This window comes from Lentzea flava (assembly GCF_014648475.1).
GTDB classification, from domain to species: Bacteria; Actinomycetota; Actinomycetes; order Mycobacteriales; family Pseudonocardiaceae; genus Lentzea; species Lentzea flava.
In genome coordinates this window covers 1-24,972 of the sequence record NZ_BMRE01000039.1, presented here as the reverse complement: position 1 = coordinate 24,972, position 24,972 = coordinate 1, and the positions used below count along the sequence as shown (strand labels likewise).

Here is a 24,972-nt window from a genome sequence, read left to right as displayed (position 1 = left end):
TCGTGGAACGATCGCCGCGTGTCACGCCACGATGCTGATCTCGAACTCGCCCTCCGCCTCGCCGACGCCGCCGACGCCATCACCGCCGCCCGGTTCCGCGCGCACGACCTCTCCGTCGAGCGCAAGCCGGACCGCACGCCCGTGACCGATGCCGACGTCGCGGTCGAGGACGCCGTGCGCGCTCTGCTGTCCGCAGAGCGTCCCGACGACGTCGTCATGGGCGAGGAGCGCGGCGGCACGCTGGACGCCTCGCGCGTCTGGGTGCTCGACCCGATCGACGGCACCAAGAACTTCCTGCGCGGCGTGCCGATCTGGGCGTCGCTGATCGCCCTGGTCGTCGACGGCGTGCCGGTCGTCGGTGTCGTGTCGGCGCCCGCGCTGGGCCGCCGCTGGTGGGCGGCGGCCGGTGGTGGTGCGTTCATGTCGGACGCGTCCGGCGAGCGCGCGATCTCCGTGTCCGGGGTGCGCTCTCTCGAGGACGCGTACGTGTCCACTACGGACATCAAGACGTGGGTGGAGTACCACTCACGCGAGGCGTACCTGCGGCTCGTCGACGCGACCTGGGAAAGCCGCGCGTTCGGCGACTTCTACCAGCACTGCCTGGTCGCCGAGGGCGCCATCGACCTCGCACCCGAGGCCGTGGCGAACCCGTGGGACATCGCCCCGTTCCAGGTGCTGGTGACCGAGGCGGGTGGCCGTTTCACCTCGCTCGACGGCGAGGAGCGCTACGACGGCGGCAACGTGCTGACGTCGAACGGCCACCTGCACGAGGCCGCGCTCAAGCTGTTGGCACGGTGAGGGTTCCGCGCGCGACCTGAGCCCACGCCAGCCGGCCGAAGAGGTAGTGGCACGCCACGCTCTCGTCGTCGAACCGGGCCCAGTCGTAGCGGTTGCCCTGCTCCTGCCAGAACACCTCGTGGCCCTTGCCGTCCTCGTCGGTGAGGAGGCACCAGCGCTGGTCCGCCTCCTCACCGATGCTGACGACGTCGTCGGGCACGCCGATCTTCGTCAGCCACTCCGGCAGCGTCTCGACGTTCATGCGGTGATCTCCGTGAGGTAGCCGAGCGCGACGAGGTCGGCGACTGGATAGGTGGTGCGGTAACGACTTCCGCCGCCGGGCTGGCCGAACCACGGCGCGCTGATCGTGCGGTGGACGGGCAGATCGCGCGTGACGCGGTACCGGCGGTAGCCCTCGTCCGCTGCCTGCGGCGGCAGCGAGCGCTCCTTGAACGGCGTGCCGGCGGTGGACAGGACACGGCCCTCCGGGGTGCCGAACCGGTCGAGCTCGGCGCCCGCCTTGAGGATCTCCGGCTGGCTGTCCTCGTAGCCGCCTTCGCGTTCGACCGGCCAGCGCGGGCTGCCGTCCTCGTTCTGGAAGAGGCTCTCCCAGTCACGCTCGTGCATGCCCGCCAACGGGTCGTAGCCCTCCAGCAGCTCCTGCACGACCGGGTGATCCTTGCCGAGGCCCTCCGACTTTTCGAACGGCTGCGGGAAGGACGTGTCGACCAGGCCGGCCTGCGGGTGGTCCTGCGGGGCGAACCGGGGGATCACCTGCTGCTCGTCCTGCTGGACGGGTGCGGGGAGCTGCCTCGACGGCTTCGGGGCGAGGCGCGGGGCCTGGCTCGAACCGAGGAAGACGGCCATGAACCAGCTGCCGACCGCGGCCGCCGTGTAGGTGTGGCGGGCGACGTCGTAGGCGACGCCGGGAACGCCGGACAGCGCCTGGTTGTGCTCGCGGTTCTCCAGCCGGTCGGTGAGCGACCCGCTCTGGTGAGCGCTGAAGTCGACACCGGCCATCGGACCAGAAGTCACGGTCTGGCCGATCTGGTGCGTGCCGCGCTCGTCCGCTCCGTCCTGCAGAGCGTCGAGGGCCTCCTTCGACAGGTCCTTGGCCGCCGGGTCCTTGGCGCCTGGCTGTCCCTGGCCGGGGGCCTGGTTGCCGCCCTGGCTCGGCGTCTGCGGCTGGCTCTGACCGGTGACCTGGTTGCCGGACTGGCCGACCTGAGCCGCCTGGCTCGCCTGGCCGGTGATCGCCTGACCCGCCGATCCCGTCGGCAGGCCCGTCTTGGCCGCCGGTCCCGCCTGCGGCCCCGCCGCCTTGGCGTCCACGGCCTTGGCGCCCTGCTGAGCGGCCTGTCCCTGCTGCGCAGCCGCCTGCGCGCCACCCTGCTGCTGACCCACGACCGAGCCGACCTGGGCACCGGCAGCGGGTGCCGCCGACGGCACACCACCGACAGCGCCGCTCACGGCACCGCCGACCGCACCGGCCGCGCCACCCACCGGACCACTCACCGGTCCAGCGGCGGGTGCGCCGCCGAACGCCGGACCGGCGGGAGCCGCCTGAGCCTGAGGCACCGACGCGGCAGGCGCGGGCCCCGGCTGGCCGTGCACTTCGCCGCCACGGATCAACGGCTGGTCGAGAACAGCGGCCGAGGCCTGGGTCGTGCCCTCGGCGATCGGGCCGAGGGAGCCCTGAACGCTCGGGATGACGTCCGCCACCGGCGGCACGACGTGCGCGGAAGCCTGGCTCGTGTCGGGCACCAGACCGGGGAGCGTGGGGTTGCCGGGGCCTTCACCACGACCGGGATTGCCGGGAGGGCCTTCACCACGGGGACCTTCACCCCGGCCGTCGACCGCGTCGAACACCTGGCCGACGGTGTCGTGGCCGCCGGGCACCGCTTCGACGGCCGGTTGCACGACGGCCGCGACAGGCGCGGTCACGGGGGCCGTGGCATTGAGAACGGGAGCCGCGGTGTCGGTCACCGCACCCACGACGGGCGCGACCGGCGCGGTCACGGCGTTGACGACGGGTGCCACGGGAGCGGTCGCGGTCTGCACGACCTGGGCGACGGGCTCGACCACGCCACCCACGACGTTCGTGACCGGGGACAGCAGCCCACCGCCACCACCCGGCCCGTGCGCTCCTGGCGCGGTGTTCACGGGCGGTGAGGCCTGGCTCATGTCCACACCGCTGTCGAGGCGGATGGCGGAGGAAAGCGTGTTGTGGAGGTTCGCGACGTTGGCCGCCGTGCCGCGGGTCAGCGTGTCGAGGCCGAGCAGCGCGTTGGGGTTGCCCGCCGACGCCGACGCATGAGCCGCGTCGTTGTTCTTGGCGAGGGTCACCAGCTCGCGAACGATCTCGACCTTCGCGGCCCCCACCTGCTGGGCGGCGTGGTCGAGCCGGTCGGCGGCGGCGTGGCAGCCCTTGGCCGCCCGCTGCAGGTCGCCGTCCGGCGCCACTACCTTGGCCCACCGGCCGCGCGCCGCGTCTCCGGTCGCACCGGTCACACCTTCCAGCGCCCGCGTGGCAGCGCCGTCAGAAGAGGTGCCGAGGGTCTTGATCTTGTCGCCCGCCTCGCGCCACGCGGCGGCACTGGACCGCATCGCGTCCTCGTCAGCCTTGGGCCACGAAACACCGGCCTTGGCAGCGACCTCGGTGAGTTCGACGGGAAGCTCGATGCCCATGTCAGCCGTCCAACCTTCTCATCGCGGTCGCGTTGCTCTCCTCGACGTGCCGGTAGGTCTCGGCCGTCGCGGCGAGCTTGTCGCCCACGTCCCCCAACGTCGTGGCGAGCCCGGACACGGCCCCCGCCGCGTCCCCGGACGGCTTCTCGTGCGAGGCGGCGAAACTCCGCCCCACCGCGTCGTCCCCCCAGCAGGCGCCGAACGACGCCAGCGCCCTGTCCAGCGCCCCCGCGATCTCCTTGGCCTGGCCGGCAAACCCGCGCAGCTCACGCGCCCCGGCGTCCAGCCGATCGAGGTCGGCCTCGTACCCGGTCATCGAACCCTCCTGTGGATGAGCTCGGAGTCGAGCCAGCTCTCCCGTTGCTCGTTGTCCTCGTCGTCGTCAACGCGACGACGTGCGGGCTGCCGAGCCACCTCCTGGGCAGGCTCCGGCTCGTACTCGGCGGGCTGCAGGTCGGCGGTACCGGCGACCAGCGCGGCAGGATCGGTCGAGGCCGGCAGCACCGCGCTCAGCGTCTGGTACGTGTCCTCGGCGGCGGACGCGGCAGCCGCGGCGACGGTCCTGACGATCAGCTCGGCCAGCTGCTCCGGCCGGTGCCTGCGGTAGGCGAGCTCCGACAGCTCCAGCGACCTGAGCTGTCCGCCGGGGCCGACGAGCGCGGTGACCGTCCCGTCCGGACTGGAAGCCTGCCCCGACACGGCAGCGAGCTCGCGCTGGACAGACGCCAGCTGCTCGCGGCTGCGCCGGTAGTCGGCCAGCAGCTCCTCGACCTGCGCACGGTGGTCGTCCACCGAGTCCCCCTCACACACGCATAGCCCTGGGCTCAGGCTGTTGGACGCCGTCGCCCTTAGATCGGTTCCCAGCGAATTCAGTTACGTACGATCAACGCGTGATCGCGTTCGAGGATCTGCCCGCAGGCCGAATCATCCCGCTCGGCGAGATAATCGTCGACCGGGACGAGATGGTCGACTTCGCGAAGAAGTTCGACCCGCAGCCGTTCCACCTGGACGAAGAAGCCGGCCGGAACTCGATTTTCGGCGGTTTGTCCGCCTCCGGCTGGTACACGGCGTCGCTGTGGATGCGCCGCTGGGTGGACGTGGTGCTGTCCGACTCGACGTCCCAGGGTTCGCCGGGCGGCCGGGAACTGTCCTGGCTGGCCCCGGTCTACGCGGGCGACAAGCTGACGTTCGCCGCGGAGGTGCTGAGCGCCCGCCTGTCCAAGAAGCGCCCGAACCTGGGCCTCGTGGAGTTCGCCGGGACCGCCCACCGGGGCGACGAGCTGGTCTACCGGTTCATCGCGACCGGAATGTTCACAGCACGCGGTTGACCAGCGCCCGCCGCGTGCCCCTGCGCTCGACCAGTTCGAAGCCCGCGTCGAGGAACGTCGACAGCCGCCCGTGGTACAGCTCGCCCGCCTGCAGCTTCCGGCCCTCGGTGTCGATCGGATAGCCCTCGATCGACTTCGCGCCGGCCTTCCGCGCGTGTTCAACTGCCGCGTCCAGCAGCAACGACGTGTCGCCCTGGCGGCGCGCCGACCGGTGCACGTAGAAGCACGTCACCGACCACACGCCGGAGATGTCGCCGGACACCGGCGCGGTGATCTTCGACCGCGCCAGCCGCGAGTACGACGCCCGCGGCGCGACGGCCACCCAGCCGACGGCCTCGCCGGTGTCGGCCACCGCCAGCAGCCCGATCGGCGAGCCGAGCCGTTCGCGCAGCACCGCGCGGTTGTCGTTCGTCTTCATCTCGGCGTTGGTCTGCATGAACCAGGTGCAGAAGCACCACTCGACGGTCTTGCTCGTGCTGAACAGGGCCTCGGCGAGCGGCCAGGTCTCCTGCGTCAGCTCGACGACCTTCACTTCGCGAGCGCCCTCACCACGCGCGACGGGCTCGGCCTGCCGAGCTGCTCGGCCATCCACACCGAACACTCGACGAGCTTGTCCAGGTCGACGCCGGTCTCGATGCCCAGACCGTCGAGCATCCACACCAGGTCCTCGGTGGCGAGATTTCCGGTCGCGGACTCGGCATACGGACAACCACCGAGCCCACCGGCCGACGAGTCCACCGTCGTGACACCGCACCGCAACGCGGCCAGCGTGTTCGACAGCGCCTGCCCGTACGTGTCGTGGAAGTGGACGGCCAGCTTGGTCACGTCCCGGAAGCCCTCGATCAACGACTCGACCTGACCGGGAGTCGCCACCCCGATGGTGTCCCCGAGCGACAACTGCGAGCAGCCCATCTCCAGCAGCCGCTCGCCGACGGCCACGACCTGGGAGCGCGGTACGGCGCCCTCCCACGGGTCGCCGAAGCACATCGACACGTACCCGCGCACGTCCATGCCGGCGGACAACGCTCGCTTCACGGTCGGCTCGAACATCTCGAACTGCGAGTCGAGCGTCCGGTTGAGGTTGCGGGACGCGAACGTCTCCGTCGCCGAGGCGAAGATCGCGATGTGCCTGACCCCGGCCTCGATCGCCCGGTCGAGCCCCCGCTCGTTCGGCACCAGCACGGGGTAGCTCACGCCGGGCCGAGCGTCCAAACCGGACAGCAGCTCGGCGGCGTCGGCCAGCTGCGGCACCCACTTGGGGTGCACGAACGACGTGGCCTCCAGAACGGACAGACCGGCGTCGGCCAGGCGGGACAGGAACTCCAGCTTCACCGCGACCGGCACGACGGTGGACTCGTTCTGCAGCCCGTCCCGCGCGCCGACCTCCCAGATCGTCACCCGAGAGGGCAGCGACCCGGACGGGACGACGTCGGGCAGACCGACCTCACGCGCGCCCATCGAGCGTCCTCGGGTGGAAGTCGTCGTCGGGGTTGTCGTTGACTTCGCGGTACAGCAACGAATGCACCTTCTCCACGGACGGGATGTCGTCGAACTCGAGCGGCTCGTCCGACGCCGACTCGATGATCAGCGTGCCGCAGCCCAGCACCCGGTCGAGCAGGCTGTGCTCGAACCGGACGCTGTTGATCCGCGACAGCGGGATGTCCAGGCCGGTGCGCTTGAAGACGCCCTCGCGCGCCATGACCCGGTCGGAGGTGACGATGAAGTGCGTGGTCCGCCAGCGCACCACGGGTGCGAGGGTCAGCCACATGATCAGCACCACGCCGATCACGGTCAGCGCGATCCACGCGATGGAGGCCCACGACTGGTCCACGACGAGCCCGGCGAGGTAGGTGCCGATCGCGACCACCACCAGCAACCAGAACACCGGGAAGATCAGCATCTTCCAGTGGGGGTGCTTGTGGATCACGACGTGCTCGCTCGGGCTCAGCAGGTCGTCGGGATAGGCCATGGGCCAACCCTAACTACGCCGGACGCAAATGCACCACGTCACCTGCGGACACGCCGTGATCGACACCGTCGGTGCCGCGCACGACCAGGGTGCCGTCCGGCTCGATGCGCTGCGCCGTGCCTTCGAGTTGCAAGCCGCCGGCCAGTTCCACGCGCACGCGCTCGCCGACGGTCGCCGAGTGCTCCAGGTACTCCTCCAGCACGCCGGACTCGACCGCGTCGCCGCCGTTCTTGCGCCACACGCCTTCCAGCACGGCCAGTTCGGCCAGCAACCGGAACGCCAGCTCGCCTCGATCCAGCTCGGCCGCGCCCACGTCCTCCAGCGACGTCGGGGCGAGGCCGCCCGGCGCTGGCTGCACGTCGTCCGGGAGCTTCGCCACGTTCAGGCCGATGCCGACGACGACGGCCTGCGCGACGCCGGCCGTGATCTCCGACAGGATCCCCGCGCCCTTCTCCCCCTTGGGACCGAGCAGCAGGTCGTTCGGCCACTTGAGGGACGCCTCGACACCAACCGATCGGGCGACGCGCACCAGCGCCAGACCGGCGATCAGGTTGAGCCACGGCAGCTGCTTCGGCGGCACACCGCTCGGGCGGAACAGCACGCTCAGGTAGAGCCCGCCGCGCGGCGACGACCAGGTGCGGCCGCGGCGGCCCTGCCCCGCGCTCTGCTCCAGCGCGATCAGCACGGTGCGGTCCTTGGCGCCTTCTGCGGCGGCCTTGGCCAGGTCGGCGTTCGTGGACGCCGTCGTCGCCACGACGTCGAGCGCGGCGTACGGACCGTTGGGTGCGACCAGCCGTGCGCGGAGCGCCTCGGCGTCGAGTGCGGTGTCCATCGGGCCAGGCTATTGGAACGGGAGAGAGTACGTGCGATGGGAGATGACCAACAGGTTGCCGTGACCTGGACAACTGCACGGGGCAGTTCAGCAATGCTCTCGTTAGGCTGCGAGCCCATGAGCAGTGCGACCGAGCCGATCGGGCACGTCCCCACCGACGCTTCAGGCGTCCCGGACGTCCACACCACCGCGGGCAAGCTCGTTGACCTCTACCGGCGCAACGACGAGGCGGTTCACGCCGGCTCGGCACGCGCTGTCGAAAAGCAGCACGCGAAGGGCAAGAAGACAGCCCGCGAGCGCATCGACCTCCTGCTCGACCCCGGTTCGTTCGTCGAGCTGGACGAGCTGGCGCGGCACCGCTCCACCAACTTCGGCCAAGAGAAGAACCGCCCGTACGGCGACGGCGTGGTGACCGGCTACGGCACCGTCGACGGCCGTCCGGTGTGCGTGTTCTCCCAGGACGTCACGGTCTTCGGCGGCTCGCTCGGCGAGGTGTACGGCGAGAAGATCGTCAAGATCATGGACCTGGCGATCAAGACCGGCCGCCCGATCATCGGCATCAACGAGGGCGGCGGCGCGCGCATCCAGGAGGGCGTCGTCTCGCTCGGCCTCTACGGCGAGATCTTCACCCGCAACGTCCGCGCGTCCGGCGTGATCCCGCAGATCTCGCTGATCATGGGCTCCAACGCGGGCGGGCACGTCTACTCCCCCGCGCTGACCGACTTCGTGGTGATGGTCGACCAGACCTCGCACATGTTCATCACCGGCCCGGACGTCATCAAGACCGTCACCGGCGAGGACGTGACGTTCGAGGAGCTCGGCGGCGGTCGCACGCACAACACCAAGTCCGGCAACGCGCACTACCTCGGCAGCGACGAGGAGGACGCGATCGCGTACGTCAAGGAACTCCTGTCGTACCTGCCGTCGAACAACCTCTCGGACGCACCGGCGTTCGAGGGCACGCTGACCGAAGGCTCGGTCTCCGACTCCATCACGGACACCGACCGCGAGCTCGACACGCTCATCCCGGACTCGGCGAACCAGCCGTACGACATGCACGAGGTCATCTCGCGCGTTTTGGACGACGGCGACTTCCTCGAGGTCCAACCGCTGTTCGCGCCGAACATCCTGGTCGGCTTCGGCCGCGTCGACGGCCACTCGGTCGGTGTCGTGGCGAACCAGCCGACGCAGTTCGCGGGCTGCCTCGACATCGACGCCTCCGAGAAGGCCGCCCGGTTCGTGCGCACCTGCGACGCGTTCAACATCCCGGTGCTGACGTTCGTCGACGTGCCCGGCTTCCTCCCCGGCACCGACCAGGAGTGGAACGGCATCATCCGGCGCGGCGCCAAGCTGATCTACGCCTACGCCGAGGCGACGGTGCCGCTCGTCACCGTCATCACGCGCAAGGCGTACGGCGGCGCGTACGACGTCATGGGCTCCAAGCACCTCGGTGCCGACATCAACCTGGCGTGGCCGACCGCGCAGATCGCCGTCATGGGCGCCTCGGGTGCGGCGAACATCGTGCACCGCAAGACTCTCGCGGCCGCCGCTGCTGCCGGTGAGGACGTCGACGCCCTGCGCGCGCAGCTGCAGCAGGAGTACGAGGACACGCTGTGCAACCCGTACGTCGCCGCTGAGCGCGGGTACGTCGACTCGGTGATCCCGCCGTCGTACACCCGCGGTTACGTGGCGCGGGCGTTGTCGATGCTGCGGGACAAGCGGGAGACGCTGCCGCCCAAGAAGCACGGGAACATCCCGCTGTGAGCGCCGACCAGAAGCCTCTGCTCCGGGTGGTCAAGGGCGACCCGGACGACTACCAGCTCGCGGCGCTGACCGCGGTCATCGCCGGGCTGGCTGCGGCCGCGCCCTCTTCCGAGGACAAGCCCGCTGCGCGCTCCGAGTGGGCGAACCCGGCTCGGCGGATGCGGCGGCCGTTGCAGCACGGGCCCGGCGCCTGGCGCGCCTCCGGCTTCCCCGGCTAGACAGGCTGACGCAGGGGTACCCCCGAGCTGGGAACCCCTGCGTTTCAACGTACTCACGAGGTCCGACAAGATCAGCCGGAGCAGTCGACCCGGCGGCTGGTGATGTTGAGGCCGACGGCGACCTCGCGGCAGCGCGTCTCGCCGTCGACCTTCAGTTCGAGGGTCCAGAACTCGCTGCCGTAGGCGTCGGTCCTGCGCAGGACCTGCACGTCGTGGCGGTCCAGCGGCAGGTTGTCGCGCACCGCAGGGAGAACCTGGCTGAGCAGTGCGTTCTCGGCGCGGTCGACGCGGTCGGCGAACGGCCAGATCGGCACGCCGTAGCCGATGGGATCGCTCGCGAGCACGCTTCCGATGCCCCACGAGCCGACGAGCCCGGCGAGCACGAGGAGAACCGCGGCGATCCGTCTGCGCTTGCCTTCGCGATCGGAACCGCGTTCGGTGAGGACAAGCACCCAGCGCTTCACTCGGTCGAGGGTGCCTACGGACGGGGTGATCGCGCATCAGTAGCACTACTCAAAGCTGGCGGGCCGTCTCGGCACTGTGCGTCGGGTTCTTCATGATCCTGCTGGACACGACCATCGTGAACGTCGCGATGCCCGCGATGATCGAGGGGCTGCGGGCGTCGCTCAACGACATCATCTGGGTCAACAGCGCGTACCTGCTGGCGTTCGCGGTGCCGTTGCTGCTGACCGGCAGGCTGGGCGACCGGTTCGGGCCGAAGCGGGTCTACCTCGCGGGCCTCGCGATCTTCGTGCTGGCCTCGCTGACCTGCGGGCTCGCCGGAAGCGCCCACGTGCTGATCGCCGCCCGTGCCGTGCAGGGGCTGGGTGCCGCGGCCATGACGCCGCAGACGATGGCCTTCATCACGCACCTGTTCCCCCCGCACCGCCGTGGTGCGGCGCTGGGTGTGTGGGGATCGGTCGCCGGTTTCGCGACGGTGTCGGGGCCGCTGCTCGGTGGTGTGCTGGTCACGCAGCTCGGCTGGGAGTGGATCTTCTTCGTCAACATTCCGGTCGGGGTGCTCGCGCTCACGCTGGTGCTGCGCTGGGTGCCGGACTGGCAGCCCCGCCGCTCGCACCGGTTCGACGTGCTCGGCGTCCTGCTGTGCTGCGCGGGGCTCGGGCTGGTCGTGTTCGGCGTGCAGAACGGCGAGCACTACGGGTGGGGCAGGGTGGCGGGGCCGATCACGATCACCGAGATCATCGTCGCGGGCGCGGTGCTGCTGGCCGTGTTCGTGCTGTGGCAGGCGGCGGGGCGCAACGCAGAACCCCTGCTGCCGTTGCGCATCTTCGGCAACCGGAACTTCTCGCTCGGCAACGTCGCCAACGTGATCATCGGCTTCTCGGTCACCGGGCTGTTCGTGCCGCTCGTGCTGTTCGTGCAGACGGTGCCGAAGCTGTCGGCGTTCGAGGCGGGGATGCTCACCGCGCCGACCTCGCTGGTGTCCGGTGTCGTGGCGTTCTTCGCCGGTCGGTGGTCGAACGGGCCGGGGGCCAAGTACCTGCCGATCACCGGTTTCGCGCTGCTCGGGCTCGGCATCGGCGTGATGACGCTGCAGCTGGGCGGGTCGCCGTGGGTGTTGCTGCCGGCGCTTGTCGTCGTCGGTGCCGGTATGGGCATGGTCTACTCGCCGCTCACGAACATCGCCACGAAGACGCTCGACCCGGCGTTGATGGGCGCGGGCGCCGGGATCTACAACACCTCGCGGCAGTTCGGCGGTGTGCTCGGCAGCGCGGGCACGGGCGCTGTCCTGCAGATCGTGCTGGCGGCGACCGGCGACTTCACCGCGGCGACGCGGGCCGCGTTGCTCATGCTGGTCGTGTCCACCGTCGTCGGGGTGACCGCGGCGGTGCTGATGAGGCGCGAAACGGGCATGCGAGACTCCGGGCGTGCGTCTGATCCTGGCCTCCCAGTCACCCGCCCGTCTTAGCGTCCTGCGGTCCGCCGGCATCGAGCCCGTCGTCCGCGTGTCCGGTGTCGACGAGGACGCGCTGGTCGCGTCGCTAGCCGACCCGACGCCCGAGGAGACCGTCGTCGCGCTGTCGGCGGCGAAGGCGGAGGCGATCGAGCACGACGACGAGTGCGTGGTGATCGGCTGCGACTCGATGCTGCTGTTCGAGGGTGAGCTCGTGGGCAAGCCCGGCACGGCCGAGGTCGCGCGGGAGCGGTGGCGGCGGGTCGCCGGCAAGAGCGGAGTGCTGATCACCGGGCACACCGTGCTGCGGGTCTCCGGCGGAGACGTCGTCGATCGCGCTTCGGGAGCCGAGTCGACGACCGTGCGGTTCGGCACGCCGACCGACGAGGAGCTGGAGGCCTACCTCGCGACGGGTGAGCCGCTGCACGTCGCGGGCGGCTTCACGATCGACGGGCTGGGCGGCTGGTTCATCGACGGCATCGACGGCGACCACACGTCCGTGATCGGTATCAGCCTGCCGCTGACCCGCCGGCTGCTCGGCCAGGTGGGCGTCGCGGTGTCCACACTCTGGTAGCGCTGGTCACACTTGGCTTGATCAGGGAAGACTGCCCTCAGCACACGCGTTGGGGGCAGTGCGATGAACGAGTTTTTGACCCGCCGCCGGCACATCGACCACGGCCGCAGGACGAGCACGGGCTGTCGGAGCTGACGCTCCCAGCCCTGTTTCCGCTCATCCCTGCCCAGGAGATGTTCCAGTGTCCTTCGTCCAGACATACCGCAAGCCCAAGGTCTTCGGCCTGACCGTGCTCGGCGCGCTCGTCCTCGGCGCGCTCGCCGGCTGGCTCGGCAAGGGCACGTGGCTCGCGCCCGTGCTCGCCAAGATCGGTTCCACCTTCACGGCGCTGCTGCAGCTCACCGTGATCCCGCTGGTGTTCACCGCGATCGTCGTCGGCATCGCGTCGCTGCGGAACCTCGGCGGCGGCCGCACCGCCGCCCGGCTCGGCGGCAAGACGTTCCTGTGGTTCGCCATCACGTCGTTCATCGCCGTGCTGATCGGTCTCGCCGTCGGCGCGATCCTCAAGCCCGGCCAGGGCGTGCACATCGAGCCCGCCGCCGGTGCGGTCGACAAGCTCGCCAAGCGCGCATCCGGTTCGTGGAGCGCGTTGCTCGACAACCTGGTGCCCACCAACATCTTCAGCGCCTTCACCGAGGGCGAGGTGCTGCAGGTCGTGTTCATCGCCGTGCTGGTCGGCTTCGCCGCCTACGCGCTCGGCGAGAAGGCAGCGCCGTTCACCAACCTGGTCCGCTCGTTCTTCGACATCGTGCAGAAGGTCGTCGGCTGGATCATCCTGCTGGCGCCGATCGGCATCTTCGGTCTCATCGGCAACGCCGTCGCGTCGTACGGCAACTCGTTCGTGCGGCCGCTGTTCTCGTTGATCCTCGCGGTGTACGTCGGCACGTTGCTGGTGCTGTTCGTCGTCTACCCGATCCTGCTGAAGTTCGTCGGCAAGACGTCGCCGGTCGAGTTCTTCCGCAAGGCGGGCACGGCGATCCAGTTCGCGTTCGTGTCGCGCTCGTCCGGCGCCACGCTTCCGTTGTCCCGCAAAGCCGCCACGGACCTGGGCGTCTCGCCGGAGTACGCCAACTTCGCCGTGCCGCTGGGCACCACGACCAAGATGGACGGGTGCGCCGCGGTCTACCCGGCCGTCGCGACGATCTTCATCGCGAACCTGTTCGGCATCCAGCTCTCGGTGTGGCAGTACGTCGGCATCGTGCTGGTCGCCGTGTTCGGCGCGCTGGCGACCGCCGGAACCACCGGCTGGTACACGATGCTCACGCTGACGCTGAGCGTCGTCGGCCTGCCGCCGCAGGTGATCGCGACCGGTGTGGCCGTGGTCTACGCGATCGACCCGATCCTCGACATGATCCGCACCGCGACCAACGTGGCCGGGCAGATCACCGTGCCCGTGCTGGTGGCGCGCAGCGAGGACCTGATCGAGCAGCCGTCCGAGGAGAAGGAACTCGTCAACGCCTAGGAGTCGGCGCAGGGCCGGATCTGGGACATCTTCGGCGCCGGTGCGGGCCAGCCAGGGAGCTGGTCTCGCGCCGGCGCCGGCGTCGTACAACCGATGATCTTCCCGCCGATGGACGACACCTGCACGAACGCGTTGTTGCACTGGCCGTCGCAGGCGAGCTGGGCCGCGACGACGTCCGCGACGCCGTCCTCGTTGACGTCGTGCAGCCCGAGGTAGCCGGCGCTGGCCAGGTAGGTGGTCTGCTCGCGCGACCACGTGCCGCGCCTGCTGACCAGGACCTCGCCGAGCCACTTGCCGGCCTGCGCACCCCGCACGAGGCACACGCTGGTCGCGGCCTCCTGGCACACGAGCGACTTGTCGTTGATCGTCGCGCCGGTCTCGGCGATGGTCATCTCGAAGATGAACGTGCCGGACTCGCCGGTCACCCTGATCCGTCCGCCGCCGGTGCCGCCGAGCAGTTCGACGAGGTCCTTGCCGACCGATCTGCCCACCACGGACTGGCAAACGGTGGTACCGCAGCGCATGGTGGCGTCGGTGCCGGGCTGAGCTGAATCGGTGTGGTCGGGGCGCTGGAGGAAGGCGTAGGTCAGCCCCGCCACGACCACGGCGGCGGCTGCGGCAGCGGTCACCAGCACGGACCTGGATCCACCCACGTCGCAGATTGTGGCCGATGGGCCCAGGATTGATGTGAAGTGAGCCGTCTCTCCCTCTCGGAGTTCACCGATTTCCGTAGACTGCGGCACCAGCCAGAGCCGTAATTACCGGTCCAGCAGGAGGTACGACGCCGTGTCGCTGCGCAAGGTCCTCATCGCCAACCGCGGTGAGATCGCCGTCCGGGTCATCCGCGCCTGCCGAGACGCCGGCCTGGCCAGTGTCGCCATCTACGCGGACCCCGACCGCGACGCGCCGTTCGTCCGGCTCGCCGACGAGGCGTTCGCGCTCGGCGGCAACACGCCCGGCGAGAGCTACCTGTCGTTCGAGAAGGTGCTGGCGGCCGCCGCGCAGTCCGGTGCCGACGCGGTGCACCCCGGCTACGGCTTCCTGTCCGAGAACGCCGACTTCGCGCAGGCCGTGATCGACGCGGGCCTGACCTGGATCGGCCCGACCCCGCAGGCGATCCGCGACCTCGGTGACAAGGTGACCGCGCGGCACATCGCGATGCGCGCCGGTGCGCCGCTGGTGCCCGGCACCAAGGACCCGGTCTCCGGCCCCGACGAGATCATCGCGTTCGCGCAGGAGCACGGGCTTCCCGTCGCGATCAAGGCCGCGTTCGGCGGTGGCGGTCGTGGTCTGAAGGTCGCGCGCACGATCGAGGAGATCCCGGAGCTCTTCGACTCCGCCGTCCGCGAGGCCGTCACGGCGTTCGGCCGCGGCGAGTGCTTCGTCGAGCGGTACCTGGACAAGCCGCGCCACGTCGAGGCGCAGGTCCTCGCCGACACCCACGGCAACGTGATCGTCGTCGGCACGCGTGACTGCTCGCTGCAGCGCCGTCACCAGAAGCTGGTCGAGGAGGCGCCCGCGCCGTTCCTGACCGACGAGCAGCGCGCCACGATCCACAGCTCCGCCAAGGCGATCTGCAAGGAGGCCGGCTACCACGGTGCCGGCACCGTCGAGTACCTCGTCGGCCTGGACGGATCGATCTCGTTCCTCGAGGTCAACACCCGCCTGCAGGTCGAACACCCGGTGTCGGAGGAGACGACGGGCATCGACCTCGTGCGCGAGCAGTTCCGCATCGCCGCCGGGGAGAAGCTCAAGCACCTCGAGGACCCGACGCCGCGCGCGCACTCCATCGAGTTCCGCATCAACGGTGAGGACGCCGGTCGCGGCTTCCTGCCGGCGCCCGGCACCGTCACGAAGTTCGTCGCGCCGTCCGGTCCCGGTGTGCGGGTGGACGCGGGTGTCGAGAGCGGCACGGTGATCGGCGGGCAGTTCGACTCGTTGCTGGCCAAGCTGATCGTCACCGGCGAGAACCGCGAGGAGGCCCTCGCGCGGGCCCGCCGGGCGCTGGACGAGATGGTCGTCGACGGCATGGCGACGGTGCTGCCGTTCCACCGCGTGATCGTGCGGGACGCGGCGTTCACCGCCGAGAAGCCGGAGGGCTTCACCGTCCACACGCGGTGGATCGAGACCGAGTTCGACAACCAGATCCCGCCGTTCGCCGGTGGGGCCGAGGCCTCCGAGGAGGAGACGCCGCGCCAGACCGTCGTGGTCGAGGTCGGCGGCCGCCGTCTGGAGGTCTCGCTGCCAGGTGACCTCGCCGTCGGTGCCGCTCGCCCGGCCGCCGCGGCCGCGAAGAAGCCGAAGTCGAAGCGTGCCGGTGGCGGGTCCGCCGCGGTGTCCGGTGACGCGGTGGCCGCGCCGATGCAGGGCACGATCGTGAAGGTGGCCGTCGAGGACGGGCAGACCGTCGAGGTGGGCGACCTGATCGTGGTGCTGGAGGCCATGAAGATGGAGAACCCGGTGACGGCGCACAAGGCGGGCACCGTGACGGGTCTCGCGGCGGCTCCCGGTGACCCGATCACCCAGGGCACCGTGATCTGCGAGCTGAAGGACTGACGGGATCGGTCGCTCACCTACGATTGAAGGGTGAGCGACCCGTCCAGGGACATCCGCATCGGTGACACCGAGCGCCAGCAGGCGTTGCAGGTGCTCGGCGAGCACATGAGCGCGGGCCGCATCGACGTCGACGAGTACGGCGAGCGGTCCGCGAAGATCACGACCGCGAAGACCCGCGGCGAGCTGATGGCGTTGTTCTACGACCTGCCGGACCCGCGTCCCCAGTTCGCCACGCCGATGCCGATGTTCCCCGAGCCGTCCAGGGCGCCGGCGCGCCGGTGGGAGGGCGCGGTCGTGCCGGTCGTCGGCGTGGCCGTGGTGATCCTGTTCTTCGCGGTGCTGCGGAACCCGTTGATCTTCCTGCTCATCCCCGCGGTCGCGATCCTGTGGGGCCAGTGGAACGGACGCCGGCGCTGAAACCGTTGCTGTTGCTCGATCTCGACGGCGTGGTGCGCAGGTTCCCGCCGCTGCCGGCGGAGATCGCCGAGGTCGCTTTCGAACCGTCGCTGCTGCGCCGCGCCGTCACCGGTGAGATCACCGACGAGCAGTGGCGCGAGCAGGTCGGCCAGGGCTGGGCCGCGTCGCCGGGCGAGGTGATCAGCGAGGCGCTGGCGTTGGTGCGTGCCGCCCGCAGGCAGTGCTTCGTGGCGTTGCTGTCCAACGCGACCACTCGGCTGGAGTCCGATCTCGCCGCGCTCGGGCTGGACGCGGAGTTCGACGCGGTCTTCAACTCGGCGCGGCTCGGTGTCGCGAAGCCGGATCCCGCGATCTTCCGGCGCGTGCTGGCCGAGCTCGGCCACGAGACGGCGGTGTTCTGCGACGACTCCGCGGAGAACGTGCGAGCCGCGTGCGAAGCCGGGCTGGACGGCGTGCACGTGCCGGACACGGCGGCGTTGCGGACCGCGCTGGCGGTGCGCGGGCTCATCCCGCCGACCGTGCTGCTGATCCTCCCCGACCGCGACGACGCCGAGGAGCTGGCCACCGAGCTGCTGGAGGACGGCTGGGGCCCGTGCGCGGTGCACAGAGACATGCTGGCCGGTGAGGACGACGCCGAGGACGTGGACTGGGTGATCGAGCTCACGACGGCCCCGGACGGCACGCCCGCCTCTGCGCACCGGGCCGAGCTCGATGATCTGGCGGAACGTCACGACGGGTTCACCGGCGCCGATTAGCCTCTGGGCTCGTGGAGCCAGTCGAGATCAACGCCGGTGAGTACTACCTGCGCGCATTCCGCAACGACGACCGCATCAGCGACGTGAAGGCACTCGTCGAGATCTATTCGGACGAGGAGACCAAGCGGTACATGAACCGCCTTGGCATCGACGACGCTCCGAGCGCACAGACGTTCATCATGCTGATGACCAACGGCTGGGAGAGGAACTACCGCTGGTCGTGGGCGGTGTGCGACGCGGTCACCGCGGAGATGGTCGCCGGAATCGTCCTCCACAACCTCGACCACTTCGTCGGATCGGCCGAGGTGAGCTGCTGGACCCACGCGGAGCACCGGGGCAAGGGCATCCTGCCGATCGCGCTCAACGCCGTGATCGGCTGGGCGTTCGGCGCGGCCGGCATGCACCGGATCGTCTACAAGCACTCGGTGTTCAACGCGGCGTCGCAGCGGATCCCCGAGAAGTGCGGGTTCACCCTGGAGGGTCGACTTCGCGGCAGCTTGATCATCGATGACCAGCGCGTCGACGAGATGCTGTGGTCACGGCTGGCGACAGACCCCCACCCCGAACAGCTACGGTGACCTGCCATGCGGATCACGGCGCTCCTCGTCGTCGCGGTGGCGCTGGCCGGGTGCACGGCCGGACCTGCCCCCAGTTCACTCGACAGCCCACCGCCCTCGCCTCCGCCGCCGGCGACGACCACGCACTCGCAGATGGACTTCCCGCAGCGGCCCCGTGCCGTGCCGCTCGACAACCTGGACCCGTGCGCGATCCTGACGCCGGAGCAGCGCACGTCGCTGAGCCTCGACAACCCGCCCAGCGCGTACGTCGAGACGAGCTTCGGCGGCGCGAAGGCGTGCACGATCCGCAGCACGACCAGCGGCAACGTCGCGCGGCTCGCGCTCGTGCTGGTCTCCGGCGCCGACGTGTGGCTCTCCGAGAACGCCCAGGTGGACTACACGGTGAGCTCGATCGAGGGCTTCCCGGCGATTACCGTCCGCACACCCGACGTGAACGACGTCTGCAACGTGGAGATCGACGTGGCGGACGGTCAGTTCCTCGACGTCATGTTCCGCGACGGCGGGAATTCCACTGCGGTACAACAAGATCATCTTTGTCTGGGAGCCCAGCGCGTGGCCGAGGCGGCGATGGCCAGTTTGCTGCAGAAGCGCTGACCCACACGGGCGGATGTCACTGATCCCACTCCCCAGCGTTACTTTCGGTGGTTAGAGTGTCGACGCGCTTGTACGCACAACCGCCGGAGGTCTCACCATGCCGCCAGGGGGACGCAGCGGGGCAGACTCCTCGCCGCCAGTCAGCCACGAGCTGAACGTGGAGCCAGCGGCGATTCCGGCGTTGCGCAGCACGTTCTCCGCCGCGCTGACCAAGCTCGACAAGCAGATCGAGATGGCGATCACGGAGTTCCGCGTCCGGCCGTGGGCGGGTGACCCGGTCAGCCAGGAGGCCGCGGAGAAGTTCAACGACAGGTCGATCTCCGACGGCGACTCGGCGCTGCAGGCGTTGCTGAACTACCAGCGCCAGCTCAAGACCGCGATGGACAACCTGAACCAGATCGAGCGCCAGTACCGGGTGGTCGAGGGCGACAACACCGGCATGATGAACAAGAGCGGGTGCTGACCATGGCAGACCACCGCTGGCAGGGCTACAGCCACAAGGAGCTGTACGAACGCATCCACGCAGGTCCCGGCCCCGCCGCGTCCTTCGCGTCGATGGAGCGCTGGACGGGCGTGTCGGCCGCGCTGAGCGAGATCAACGACGACCTGCACAAGGGCATCACGCTGTCGGGCGCGAGGTGGGTGGGCAAGGCCTCCGAAATGGCGCAGGCGGGCCTGAACCCGATCGCCGCCTGGGCGGACAGCGCGCGCACCGGCGCGGACGTCATGCGCTACTCGGCCGAGCTGCAGGCGAACCACATCTCGAAGGCCCGCGCGGACATGCCGCCGCCCGTCACCGTGACGGCCGAACAGCCGGGCGCGCTGGTCACCGGCCTCACCCACCTCTTCGGCGGCCAGACCGACCACGAGAAGCAGGAGGCGGCCCAGGACGCCGCCGAGCGCCGCGCCCGTGAGGTCATGTCCACCTACGCGTCGTCCACGACCGCGAACACCTCGACCCTCGGCCAGTTCAGCCAGCCGCCGCAGCTGCAGATCAGCAGCACCGGCGTCACCCACGGCGGCGGTGCCCAGGTGGGCACGGCCGGTGCCTGGGTCGTCGGCCCGAACGGCACGACCGGCGGCGTCACACGCGGCCGCACCGGGTCGGGTCCGCGCACGTCCGCTGTCACCCCACCGCGCGGCACCACGCAACCTGGTTCGCAGACCCGCACGTCCGGGGTGTCGGCGTCCACCGGTTCTTCCTCCTCCGCGAAGGGCTCGACGACCTCGCTGTCGTCGGCCGGCACGTCCGGCGCGGCCGGGACGGGCACCGCGGGTGCCGGTCTGACCGGTCAGCGCTCCGGCCGTCCTGGCTCCTCGGAGCGCAAGGAGCGCAAGGAGATGGAGGAGGGCGCGACCGCGGCGTCGTCGGCGGCCATCGGCCCGGTGATGGGTCACGGCGGTGCCGCCGGTGTGTCCTCGGCGCCGGGTTCCGCCATGGGCCCGATGGGCACGGTCGGCGCCTCCGGCAACGATCAGGTCCACCGCAGGGCGGTGCCGATCCAGCAGTCGTTCGACCCGTTCGGCGGCATGGGCCCGCGCAAGGGTGAGGACGAGGAGGACCTGGAGCACAAGGCCGCCGACTACCTGCGCGAACGCGACGACATCTACGGCGTCGGCAGCTACACGCTGCCCGTCATCGGGGAGAGCACGACCGACTGATGACTCTGTTCGACCTGGACCTCGGGATGGGCGACACGCGCGACCCGGTGGTCATCTCCACGCTCGAGTTCGACGTCCTCTGGGAACACCTGGGCCTGGAGACGATGCCGCTCGTCCTGAAGGTCCCGTCACCGGGCAAGACCCGCGAGGAACGCAGGGAGATCGAGGACCAGGTCTGGCGCCAGCTCGGTGCCCGCGGTCTGGGCGGCCCGCGCGCCCTGGACCCGACCCTGGAGGACCTCCTGCACGTGCTGAACCGCCCGCAGCAGGAGATCGACGCCCGCATGTGGCTCAACGAGCGCAGCGTCCGCCTCCTGGCCGCCGGCAAGGGGCAGGCAGGCGTCCTGGCCGTCATGGACAGCGGCCAGCTGGTCCTGCGCCCCGCCGAGGCCGGTGGACTGCCGCGCGAGGCCCTGACCGCCCTTCCCGCGGCCCCCGCAGGCGAGGGCCACTCGATCACCCTGCCGTCGGCCGATCTGGACGCAGCGGCCGCCTCAGCCTCGTCCCCGGAGGAGCTGGAGGCCGCGCTGCGCTCGCGCGGGCTGCGCGGTGACGATGCCCACACGCTGGCCGAGATGGTCCGCGACGCCTCCCACCGCGGGCAGTTCGGTGCCGCCGCGCGGGACAAGTGGGGGAAGCGGGTGCGACCCGATCGGGTGGTGGCGTTCTACGACACGCCGAAGGGGCGGTACCTGCAGATGAGGCGGGCAGTGGACGGGCAGCCGCCGTGGTCGACGATCACGCCCGTCGACTACCGCCGGCTGCACCACCACCTGGTGGAGCTGCTGGCGGAGGCCGCCGGTTCCTGATCAGGGCCCGATGCCCTGGCAGGGGCGCGTCCGCAGGTCGTTCACGTAGTCGTCCGGCGCCCCGGCCGCCTCCGCGGCGTCCGCCACCACCCCGATGTACCGGGCGGACGGCAGGCCGCCCTCGTAGGCGTCCAGCACGTACAGCCAGGCCACCACGGACCCCTCGAGGGTCTGCACCCTCAGCCGGATCTTCTTGTACAGCCCGAGCGCGCCCTCCCACCTGTCCAGGCGCGACTCGTCGCGCGGCGAGACGTCGTAGAGCACGCAGAACGTCTGGGCATCGGGGTCCTCGACGATGGTCGCGAGAGCGCCCTCCCAGCCGAGGTCCTCGCCACCGAACGTCAGACGCCAACCGACGAGCCAGCCGGTCCCCGCGAGCGGGGAGTACGGGGCTCGCTCCATCATCTGGTTCGGATCCATGTTCGACCCGTACGCGGCATAGAGCGGCACGTCCGACAGCGTAGCGACCCAACGATCAGCTTTCGGTACTGACGACACGGGCGATTCGGCCAACGCGTACGGTTGTGCCCGGCCAGCAAGCGCGCAGAAGGGGAATGATCGTGACCCGCATCGTCATCATGGGCGGCGGACCCGCAGGTTACGAGGCAGCCCTGGTCGCGGCGCAGCACGGCGCCGACGTGACCGTGGTGGAGAACGACGGGGCCGGTGGCGCGTGCGTGTTGTACGACTGCGTGCCGTCGAAGACGTTCATCGCCTCGGCCGGGGCTCGCAGCGCCTTCCGCAACGCCGGTGAACTGGGCATTCAGACCAACAACGACCAGGCGGCCGTCGACCTGCCCGTGGTGCACGGACGGGTGAAGGGCCTGGCTCTGGCGCAGTCCGCGGACGTCCGGGCGCGGCTGCAGCGCGAGGGTGTGCGCCTGATCAACGGGCGGGCGAAGTTCGCGGACGACTCGAAGGGCCTCGCCCAGCACCGGGTCGTCGCGATCGCCGCGGACGGCAGCGAGGAGATCCTCAGCGCCGATGTGGTGCTCATCGCAACGGGCGCCACGCCGCGGGTGCTGCCGGGCGCGGAGCCGGACGGCAAGCGCGTCCTCACCTGGCGGCAGATCTACGACCTGCCCGAACTGCCCGAGCACCTCGCGGTCATCGGCTCCGGTGTCACCGGTGTCGAGTTCGCCTCCGCCTACACCGAGATGGGCGTGAAGGTGACGATGGTCTCCAGCCGGGACCGGGTGCTCCCCCACGAGGACGCCGACGCGGCCGCGGTGCTGGAGGACGTGTTCGCCGAGCGCGGCACGGCCGTCGTCAAGCACGCCCGCGCGGACAGGGTCGAGAACACCGGTGACGGTGTGCTGATCCACCTGGAAGACGGTCGCACGATCGAGGCGTCGCACGCCCTGATGACCGTCGGCTCGGTGCCGAACACCACCGACATCGGCCTGGACAAGATCGGCATCGAGCTCGGCCGCGGCGGGTACATCCCCGTCGACCGGGTGAGCCGGACCAACGTCAGCGGCGTCTACGCGGCCGGCGACTGCACCGGTGTGCTGCTGCTCGCGTCGGTGGCCGCCATGCAGGGCCGCATCGCGATGTGGCACGCGCTGGGCGAGGGCGTCAGCCCGATCAAGCTCAAGACCGTCGCCGCGAACGTCTTCACCAACCCCGAGATCGCGAGCGTCGGCATCAGCCAGCAGGCGATCGACTCGGGCGAGGTGCCCGCGCGCACGATCATGCTGCCGCTCGCCACGAACCCCCGCGCCAAGATGGAGGGTCTGCGCCGCGGCTTCGTGAAGCTGTTCTGCCGCCCGGCGACGGGTGTCGTCATCGGCGGTGTGGTCGTCGCCCCGAACGCGAGCGAGCTGATCCTCCCGATCGCGCTGGCCGTGCAGAACCAGCTGACCGTGGAGCACCTCGCGACGACGTTCTCGGTCTACCCGTCGCTGTCCGGCTCGATCACCGAGTCCGGCCGCCAGCTCATGCGACACGACGATCTCGATTAGGTAACGTGCAACAGCAAGGCAACCGTGCCCCGGACACCCGCGTGTTCGGGGCATGCGTTCGTCATGGGTGATCTTCGTCGCACTGGCGCTGCTGACCGGCTGCGCCTCACCTCCTGACGTCACGTTGCCCACCACACCCGCACCGACCCAACAGCAGAGCAGCACCACCGTTCCACCGTCCGCTGTGGACAGAGGAATGCCGCCCTCGGAACCGACCGAGGTGCGCATCCCGAAGATCGGGGCCACGTCCTCGCTCATCCCGCTCGGGCTCAACCCGGACGAGACGATCGAGGTTCCCCCGGTCGAGAAACCGATGCAGGCGGGGTGGTACAAGCTCGCCCGCACACCGGGAGAGGTGGGCCCCGCCGTGCTCCTCGGTCACGTCGACGGCAACAGGCAGCCGGGAATCTTCTTCCGTCTCAAGGAACTCGTCGCTGGCGACGAGGTCGAAGTGTCCAGAAAGGATGGAAGCACGGCGAGGTTTCGCGTGCACCGGACCGAGCAGATCGCCAAGAACAGCTTCCCCACCGAGGCCGTCTACGGCGACACCCGCGAACCCGAGCTGCGGCTGATCACCTGCGGCGGCAGCTTCGACCAGGCCGCGCACAGCTACCGGGACAACATCATCGTCTACGCCAAGTTGATTTGAGGGGCACCGATGAGAAGGAGAACCATCGCACTGCTCGCCGCCGTGGCAACCGCGTTCGTGTTCACGCCGACCGCCGTCGCACAGGACGGTTTCACCCTGGACCGCGACATCTACGGTCCCCACGAGGTGGTCCACGTCTCGGCGACCGTCTGGTCCGGCTGCGAGAGCCCGGTGACGTCGGACGGGTTCGAGGCGCCGATCGACCTGCGCGTCATGTCCGGCCAGTTCCCGACCCTCTACGGCAGCGGGAAGACAACCGCGTCCGTCGGCAAGTACACCGCACAGGCGACCTGCAACGGCAAGGTCTTCACGCGGGCGTTCGAGATCCACCGGATCCATCCGCCGATCTTCACCTTCAGCCTGGACCAGCAGGAGTACGACCCCGGCGAGGAGATCCAGGTGCAGGCCGTCCTGGTCAGAGGCCGGTGTCCCAGCACCGTGACGTCGCCCGGTTTCGCAGCTCCGATCGTCCTCGTCCGCAACCCCGGCCCCGGAGCCGAGCTGGCGGGCACGGGCAGGGCAGTCACGACACCCGGCACCTACACGGCCGAGGTGGCCTGCCCCGGCGTTCCACCGTTCACCCAGACCTTCAAGGTCAAGGGCGGCCCGCCGACGACGCCACCGCCATCCGGCAGCCCCAGGCCGCCGATCGTGAAGCCGAAGGGCGCGCCCGACACCGGTGGTGGCAGCACCGCGCAGGAAAAATGATCACGGTTCGGTTGTGTCTCGACCGGACGAGCAACTGACCCACCGGATGTGCGTCAATGGGTTCGTGGGGACTCGTGTCTTGATCGCGGTGCTGAGCGCGGTGCTGGCCACCGCCTGCTCCCATGGGCCGGCACCGAAGCCGTCGGCGGCGACGAGCGACAGCGCGCCGCCGCCGGTGGTGTCACCGCTCGGCAAGTCGGATCCGATGGAGCTGCGGATCGAGCGCATCGGCGTGCGGTCGTCACTGGTCGAGCTCGGCCTCGACCAGCAGGGCGTCGTCGAGATGCCGCCCGTCAGCGAGGGCATGCAGGCCGGGTGGCGCCAGACGCACCCCCAGCAGTGGATCATCGTCGGGCGGATCGAGAGCAACGGGGCCAGAGGCGTCTTCTACCGGCTGAACGACCTGCAGCAGGGCGACGTCGTCGAAGTGTCCAAGAAGGACGGTTCGGTCGCCCGCTTCACCGTGTCGCGCACGGAGAGGATCATCCGCGACGACTTCTTCGCCGAAGCCGTCGCGAGGGACGCGGACGAGCAGGGACTGCGGCTGATCACGTGCGGCACCCCCGACAACGTGATCGTGCATGCCGCTGCCACGTCGTGATTCGGCGAAGCCCAATCAGGACGTGGCAGCGGCCAGCTTCCCTAGGAGTCAACACAGCGCCGGCCTAGGTCGATGAAGGGCTCCTTCCTCCACCTGAACTGGTCCCGGAAAGTTGGACTGGCTAAGTAAAGGTTAGGCCGCGAGGGTCTGGG

General features: G+C 70.1%; 30 protein-coding genes. 19 read left to right on the top strand and 11 right to left on the bottom strand.

Features of this window, described 5'->3' with window-relative positions:
- Window positions 1-18 precede the first annotated feature (18 nt).
- Window positions 19-798 carry a histidinol-phosphatase gene (hisN, locus tag IEZ09_RS32745; protein WP_189257680.1) on the top strand — a complete coding sequence of 260 codons (780 nt, stop codon included), beginning with the start codon at window positions 19-21 and terminating at the stop codon, window positions 796-798.
- On the opposite strand, the gene IEZ09_RS32740 is transcribed toward hisN, so the two are convergent.
- From IEZ09_RS32740 to IEZ09_RS32725, 4 genes are read right to left on the bottom strand one after another with little or no spacing between them, the layout of a single operon-like run.
- Entirely contained in the window at window positions 779-1,039 is a 261-nt protein-coding gene (locus tag IEZ09_RS32740; protein ID WP_189257679.1) for a hypothetical protein, read from the bottom strand. The genes hisN and IEZ09_RS32740 overlap by 20 nt on opposite strands.
- Window positions 1,036-3,465, bottom strand: coding sequence for a TNT domain-containing protein (locus IEZ09_RS32735; RefSeq protein WP_189257678.1), 2,430 nt, complete (start codon window positions 3,463-3,465; stop codon window positions 1,036-1,038). The genes IEZ09_RS32740 and IEZ09_RS32735 overlap by 4 nt, the downstream gene beginning before the upstream one ends.
- 1 nt (window position 3,466) lies before the next feature.
- A complete protein-coding gene (locus tag IEZ09_RS32730; RefSeq protein WP_189257677.1) occupies window positions 3,467-3,781 on the bottom strand; it encodes a DUF2563 family protein in 315 nt (104 codons plus the stop codon).
- Window positions 3,778-4,257, bottom strand: a complete 480-nt coding sequence (locus tag IEZ09_RS32725; protein WP_189257676.1) for a YbaB/EbfC family nucleoid-associated protein — start codon at window positions 4,255-4,257, stop codon at window positions 3,778-3,780. The genes IEZ09_RS32730 and IEZ09_RS32725 overlap by 4 nt, the downstream gene beginning before the upstream one ends.
- 98 nt (window positions 4,258-4,355) lie before the next feature.
- On the opposite strand from IEZ09_RS32725, the gene IEZ09_RS32720 reads away from it, so the two are divergent.
- Window positions 4,356-4,793, top strand: a complete 438-nt coding sequence (locus IEZ09_RS32720) for a MaoC family dehydratase (protein ID WP_229813159.1) — start codon at window positions 4,356-4,358, stop codon at window positions 4,791-4,793.
- On the opposite strand, the gene IEZ09_RS32715 is transcribed toward IEZ09_RS32720, so the two are convergent.
- The 4 genes from IEZ09_RS32715 to IEZ09_RS32700 are packed head-to-tail and all read right to left on the bottom strand — an operon-like array spanning window position 4,777 to window position 7,594.
- A complete protein-coding gene (locus tag IEZ09_RS32715; protein WP_189257675.1) occupies window positions 4,777-5,325 on the bottom strand; it encodes a GNAT family N-acetyltransferase in 549 nt (182 codons plus the stop codon). The two genes, IEZ09_RS32720 and IEZ09_RS32715, sit on opposite strands and share 17 nt — an antisense overlap.
- Window positions 5,322-6,251, bottom strand: coding sequence for a hydroxymethylglutaryl-CoA lyase (locus tag IEZ09_RS32710; RefSeq protein WP_189257674.1), 930 nt, complete (start codon window positions 6,249-6,251; stop codon window positions 5,322-5,324). The genes IEZ09_RS32715 and IEZ09_RS32710 overlap by 4 nt, the downstream gene beginning before the upstream one ends.
- The gene (locus tag IEZ09_RS32705; protein ID WP_189257673.1) at window positions 6,238-6,762 is read right to left on the bottom strand and encodes a PH domain-containing protein; all 525 of its coding nucleotides are present in this window, start codon (window positions 6,760-6,762) and stop codon (window positions 6,238-6,240) included. Before IEZ09_RS32705 ends, IEZ09_RS32710 begins: the two co-directional genes overlap by 14 nt.
- Before the next feature lie 13 nt (window positions 6,763-6,775).
- Window positions 6,776-7,594, bottom strand: coding sequence for a biotin--[acetyl-CoA-carboxylase] ligase (locus IEZ09_RS32700; protein ID WP_189257672.1), 819 nt, complete (start codon window positions 7,592-7,594; stop codon window positions 6,776-6,778).
- Window positions 7,595-7,711: 117 nt separating this feature from the next.
- Here IEZ09_RS32700 and IEZ09_RS32695 point away from each other — a divergent pair, with 117 nt between their 5' ends.
- Together IEZ09_RS32695 and IEZ09_RS32690 are read left to right on the top strand one after the other, a co-directional pair.
- Window positions 7,712-9,358: an acyl-CoA carboxylase subunit beta gene (locus tag IEZ09_RS32695; protein WP_189257671.1), complete on the top strand. Its 1,647-nt coding sequence runs from the start codon at window positions 7,712-7,714 to the stop codon at window positions 9,356-9,358.
- Window positions 9,355-9,576: an acyl-CoA carboxylase subunit epsilon gene (locus IEZ09_RS32690; protein ID WP_189257670.1), complete on the top strand. Its 222-nt coding sequence runs from the start codon at window positions 9,355-9,357 to the stop codon at window positions 9,574-9,576. Before IEZ09_RS32695 ends, IEZ09_RS32690 begins: the two co-directional genes overlap by 4 nt.
- Window positions 9,577-9,647: 71 nt before the next feature.
- On the opposite strand, the gene IEZ09_RS32685 is transcribed toward IEZ09_RS32690, so the two are convergent.
- Complete coding sequence (locus IEZ09_RS32685; protein ID WP_189257669.1) at window positions 9,648-10,040, bottom strand: hypothetical protein; 393 nt, start codon at window positions 10,038-10,040, stop codon at window positions 9,648-9,650.
- A 35-nt stretch (window positions 10,041-10,075) separates the two neighbouring features.
- Between IEZ09_RS32685 and IEZ09_RS32680 the strand changes: the two genes are divergently transcribed.
- The 3 genes from IEZ09_RS32680 (at window position 10,076) to IEZ09_RS32670 (ending at window position 13,527) form a co-directional block, all read left to right on the top strand.
- Complete coding sequence (locus IEZ09_RS32680; RefSeq protein WP_268247665.1) at window positions 10,076-11,506, top strand: DHA2 family efflux MFS transporter permease subunit; 1,431 nt, start codon at window positions 10,076-10,078, stop codon at window positions 11,504-11,506.
- Window positions 11,466-12,065, top strand: a complete 600-nt coding sequence (locus IEZ09_RS32675) for a Maf family protein (protein ID WP_189257667.1) — start codon at window positions 11,466-11,468, stop codon at window positions 12,063-12,065. Before IEZ09_RS32680 ends, IEZ09_RS32675 begins: the two co-directional genes overlap by 41 nt.
- A 181-nt stretch (window positions 12,066-12,246) precedes the next feature.
- Window positions 12,247-13,527 carry a dicarboxylate/amino acid:cation symporter gene (locus IEZ09_RS32670; RefSeq protein ID WP_189257666.1) on the top strand — a complete coding sequence of 427 codons (1,281 nt, stop codon included), beginning with the start codon at window positions 12,247-12,249 and terminating at the stop codon, window positions 13,525-13,527.
- Here the strand turns inward: IEZ09_RS32670 and IEZ09_RS32665 are convergent.
- Window positions 13,524-14,180, bottom strand: a complete 657-nt coding sequence (locus IEZ09_RS32665) for a hypothetical protein (RefSeq protein WP_189257665.1) — start codon at window positions 14,178-14,180, stop codon at window positions 13,524-13,526. The two genes, IEZ09_RS32670 and IEZ09_RS32665, sit on opposite strands and share 4 nt — an antisense overlap.
- A gap of 133 nt (window positions 14,181-14,313) precedes the next feature.
- Between IEZ09_RS32665 and IEZ09_RS32660 the strand changes: the two genes are divergently transcribed.
- From IEZ09_RS32660 to IEZ09_RS32625, 8 genes are all read left to right on the top strand, one after another.
- Window positions 14,314-16,083 (top strand): acetyl/propionyl/methylcrotonyl-CoA carboxylase subunit alpha, encoded by a 1,770-nt coding sequence (locus IEZ09_RS32660; protein ID WP_189257664.1) that lies wholly within the window; start codon window positions 14,314-14,316, stop codon window positions 16,081-16,083.
- A gap of 30 nt (window positions 16,084-16,113) precedes the next feature.
- Window positions 16,114-16,500 carry a DUF1707 SHOCT-like domain-containing protein gene (locus tag IEZ09_RS32655; RefSeq protein WP_189257663.1) on the top strand — a complete coding sequence of 129 codons (387 nt, stop codon included), beginning with the start codon at window positions 16,114-16,116 and terminating at the stop codon, window positions 16,498-16,500.
- Window positions 16,479-17,255 (top strand): HAD-IA family hydrolase, encoded by a 777-nt coding sequence (locus IEZ09_RS32650; protein WP_189257662.1) that lies wholly within the window; start codon window positions 16,479-16,481, stop codon window positions 17,253-17,255. The genes IEZ09_RS32655 and IEZ09_RS32650 overlap by 22 nt, the downstream gene beginning before the upstream one ends.
- Before the next feature lie 11 nt (window positions 17,256-17,266).
- Complete coding sequence (locus IEZ09_RS32645; RefSeq protein ID WP_189257661.1) at window positions 17,267-17,833, top strand: GNAT family N-acetyltransferase; 567 nt, start codon at window positions 17,267-17,269, stop codon at window positions 17,831-17,833.
- A 6-nt stretch (window positions 17,834-17,839) separates the two neighbouring features.
- Entirely contained in the window at window positions 17,840-18,427 is a 588-nt protein-coding gene (locus IEZ09_RS32640) for a DUF3558 domain-containing protein (RefSeq protein WP_189257660.1), read from the top strand.
- Between the two features lie 157 nt (window positions 18,428-18,584).
- Window positions 18,585-18,890 (top strand): transcriptional regulator, encoded by a 306-nt coding sequence (locus IEZ09_RS32635; protein WP_229813158.1) that lies wholly within the window; start codon window positions 18,585-18,587, stop codon window positions 18,888-18,890.
- A 2-nt stretch (window positions 18,891-18,892) separates the two neighbouring features.
- Complete coding sequence (locus IEZ09_RS32630) at window positions 18,893-20,089, top strand: PPE domain-containing protein (RefSeq protein WP_189257658.1); 1,197 nt, start codon at window positions 18,893-18,895, stop codon at window positions 20,087-20,089.
- On the top strand, window positions 20,089-20,898 hold the full coding sequence (locus IEZ09_RS32625) for an ESX secretion-associated protein EspG (RefSeq protein ID WP_189257657.1): 810 nt from the start codon (window positions 20,089-20,091) through the stop codon (window positions 20,896-20,898). Before IEZ09_RS32630 ends, IEZ09_RS32625 begins: the two co-directional genes overlap by 1 nt.
- Here IEZ09_RS32625 and IEZ09_RS32620 read toward each other — a convergent pair whose 3' ends face one another.
- Entirely contained in the window at window positions 20,899-21,348 is a 450-nt protein-coding gene (locus IEZ09_RS32620) for a gamma-glutamylcyclotransferase family protein (RefSeq protein WP_189257656.1), read from the bottom strand.
- Between the two features lie 110 nt (window positions 21,349-21,458).
- On the opposite strand from IEZ09_RS32620, the gene IEZ09_RS32615 reads away from it, so the two are divergent.
- The 4 genes from IEZ09_RS32615 (at window position 21,459) to IEZ09_RS32600 (ending at window position 24,820) form a co-directional block, all read left to right on the top strand.
- The gene (locus IEZ09_RS32615; protein WP_189257655.1) at window positions 21,459-22,862 is read left to right on the top strand and encodes an NAD(P)H-quinone dehydrogenase; all 1,404 of its coding nucleotides are present in this window, start codon (window positions 21,459-21,461) and stop codon (window positions 22,860-22,862) included.
- A 52-nt stretch (window positions 22,863-22,914) separates the two neighbouring features.
- Complete coding sequence (locus IEZ09_RS32610) at window positions 22,915-23,511, top strand: class F sortase (protein ID WP_189257654.1); 597 nt, start codon at window positions 22,915-22,917, stop codon at window positions 23,509-23,511.
- A gap of 9 nt (window positions 23,512-23,520) precedes the next feature.
- Window positions 23,521-24,219, top strand: coding sequence for a hypothetical protein (locus IEZ09_RS32605; protein WP_189257653.1), 699 nt, complete (start codon window positions 23,521-23,523; stop codon window positions 24,217-24,219).
- Between the two features lie 64 nt (window positions 24,220-24,283).
- Window positions 24,284-24,820: a sortase domain-containing protein gene (locus IEZ09_RS32600; RefSeq protein WP_189257652.1), complete on the top strand. Its 537-nt coding sequence runs from the start codon at window positions 24,284-24,286 to the stop codon at window positions 24,818-24,820.
- Window positions 24,821-24,972: the final 152 nt, after the last annotated feature.

What these genes read in the sequence shown, in the direction of transcription:
- IEZ09_RS32740 (WP_189257679.1), bottom strand. Translation starts at nt 1,039, where the DNA reads ATGAACGTCGAGACGCTGCCGGAGTGGCTGACGAAGATCGGCGTGCCC.
- IEZ09_RS32735 (WP_189257678.1), bottom strand. Translation starts at nt 3,465, where the DNA reads ATGGGCATCGAGCTTCCCGTCGAACTCACCGAGGTCGCTGCCAAGGCC.
- IEZ09_RS32730 (WP_189257677.1), bottom strand. Translation starts at nt 3,781, where the DNA reads ATGACCGGGTACGAGGCCGACCTCGATCGGCTGGACGCCGGGGCGCGT.
- IEZ09_RS32710 (WP_189257674.1), bottom strand. Translation starts at nt 6,251, where the DNA reads ATGGGCGCGCGTGAGGTCGGTCTGCCCGACGTCGTCCCGTCCGGGTCG.
- IEZ09_RS32705 (WP_189257673.1), bottom strand. Translation starts at nt 6,762, where the DNA reads ATGGCCTATCCCGACGACCTGCTGAGCCCGAGCGAGCACGTCGTGATC.
- IEZ09_RS32700 (WP_189257672.1), bottom strand. Translation starts at nt 7,594, where the DNA reads ATGGACACCGCACTCGACGCCGAGGCGCTCCGCGCACGGCTGGTCGCA.
- IEZ09_RS32695 (WP_189257671.1), top strand. Translation starts at nt 7,712, where the DNA reads ATGAGCAGTGCGACCGAGCCGATCGGGCACGTCCCCACCGACGCTTCA.
- IEZ09_RS32640 (WP_189257660.1), top strand. Translation starts at nt 17,840, where the DNA reads ATGCGGATCACGGCGCTCCTCGTCGTCGCGGTGGCGCTGGCCGGGTGC.
- IEZ09_RS32630 (WP_189257658.1), top strand. Translation starts at nt 18,893, where the DNA reads ATGGCAGACCACCGCTGGCAGGGCTACAGCCACAAGGAGCTGTACGAA.
- IEZ09_RS32625 (WP_189257657.1), top strand. Translation starts at nt 20,089, where the DNA reads ATGACTCTGTTCGACCTGGACCTCGGGATGGGCGACACGCGCGACCCG.
- IEZ09_RS32610 (WP_189257654.1), top strand. Translation starts at nt 22,915, where the DNA reads ATGCGTTCGTCATGGGTGATCTTCGTCGCACTGGCGCTGCTGACCGGC.
- IEZ09_RS32605 (WP_189257653.1), top strand. Translation starts at nt 23,521, where the DNA reads ATGAGAAGGAGAACCATCGCACTGCTCGCCGCCGTGGCAACCGCGTTC.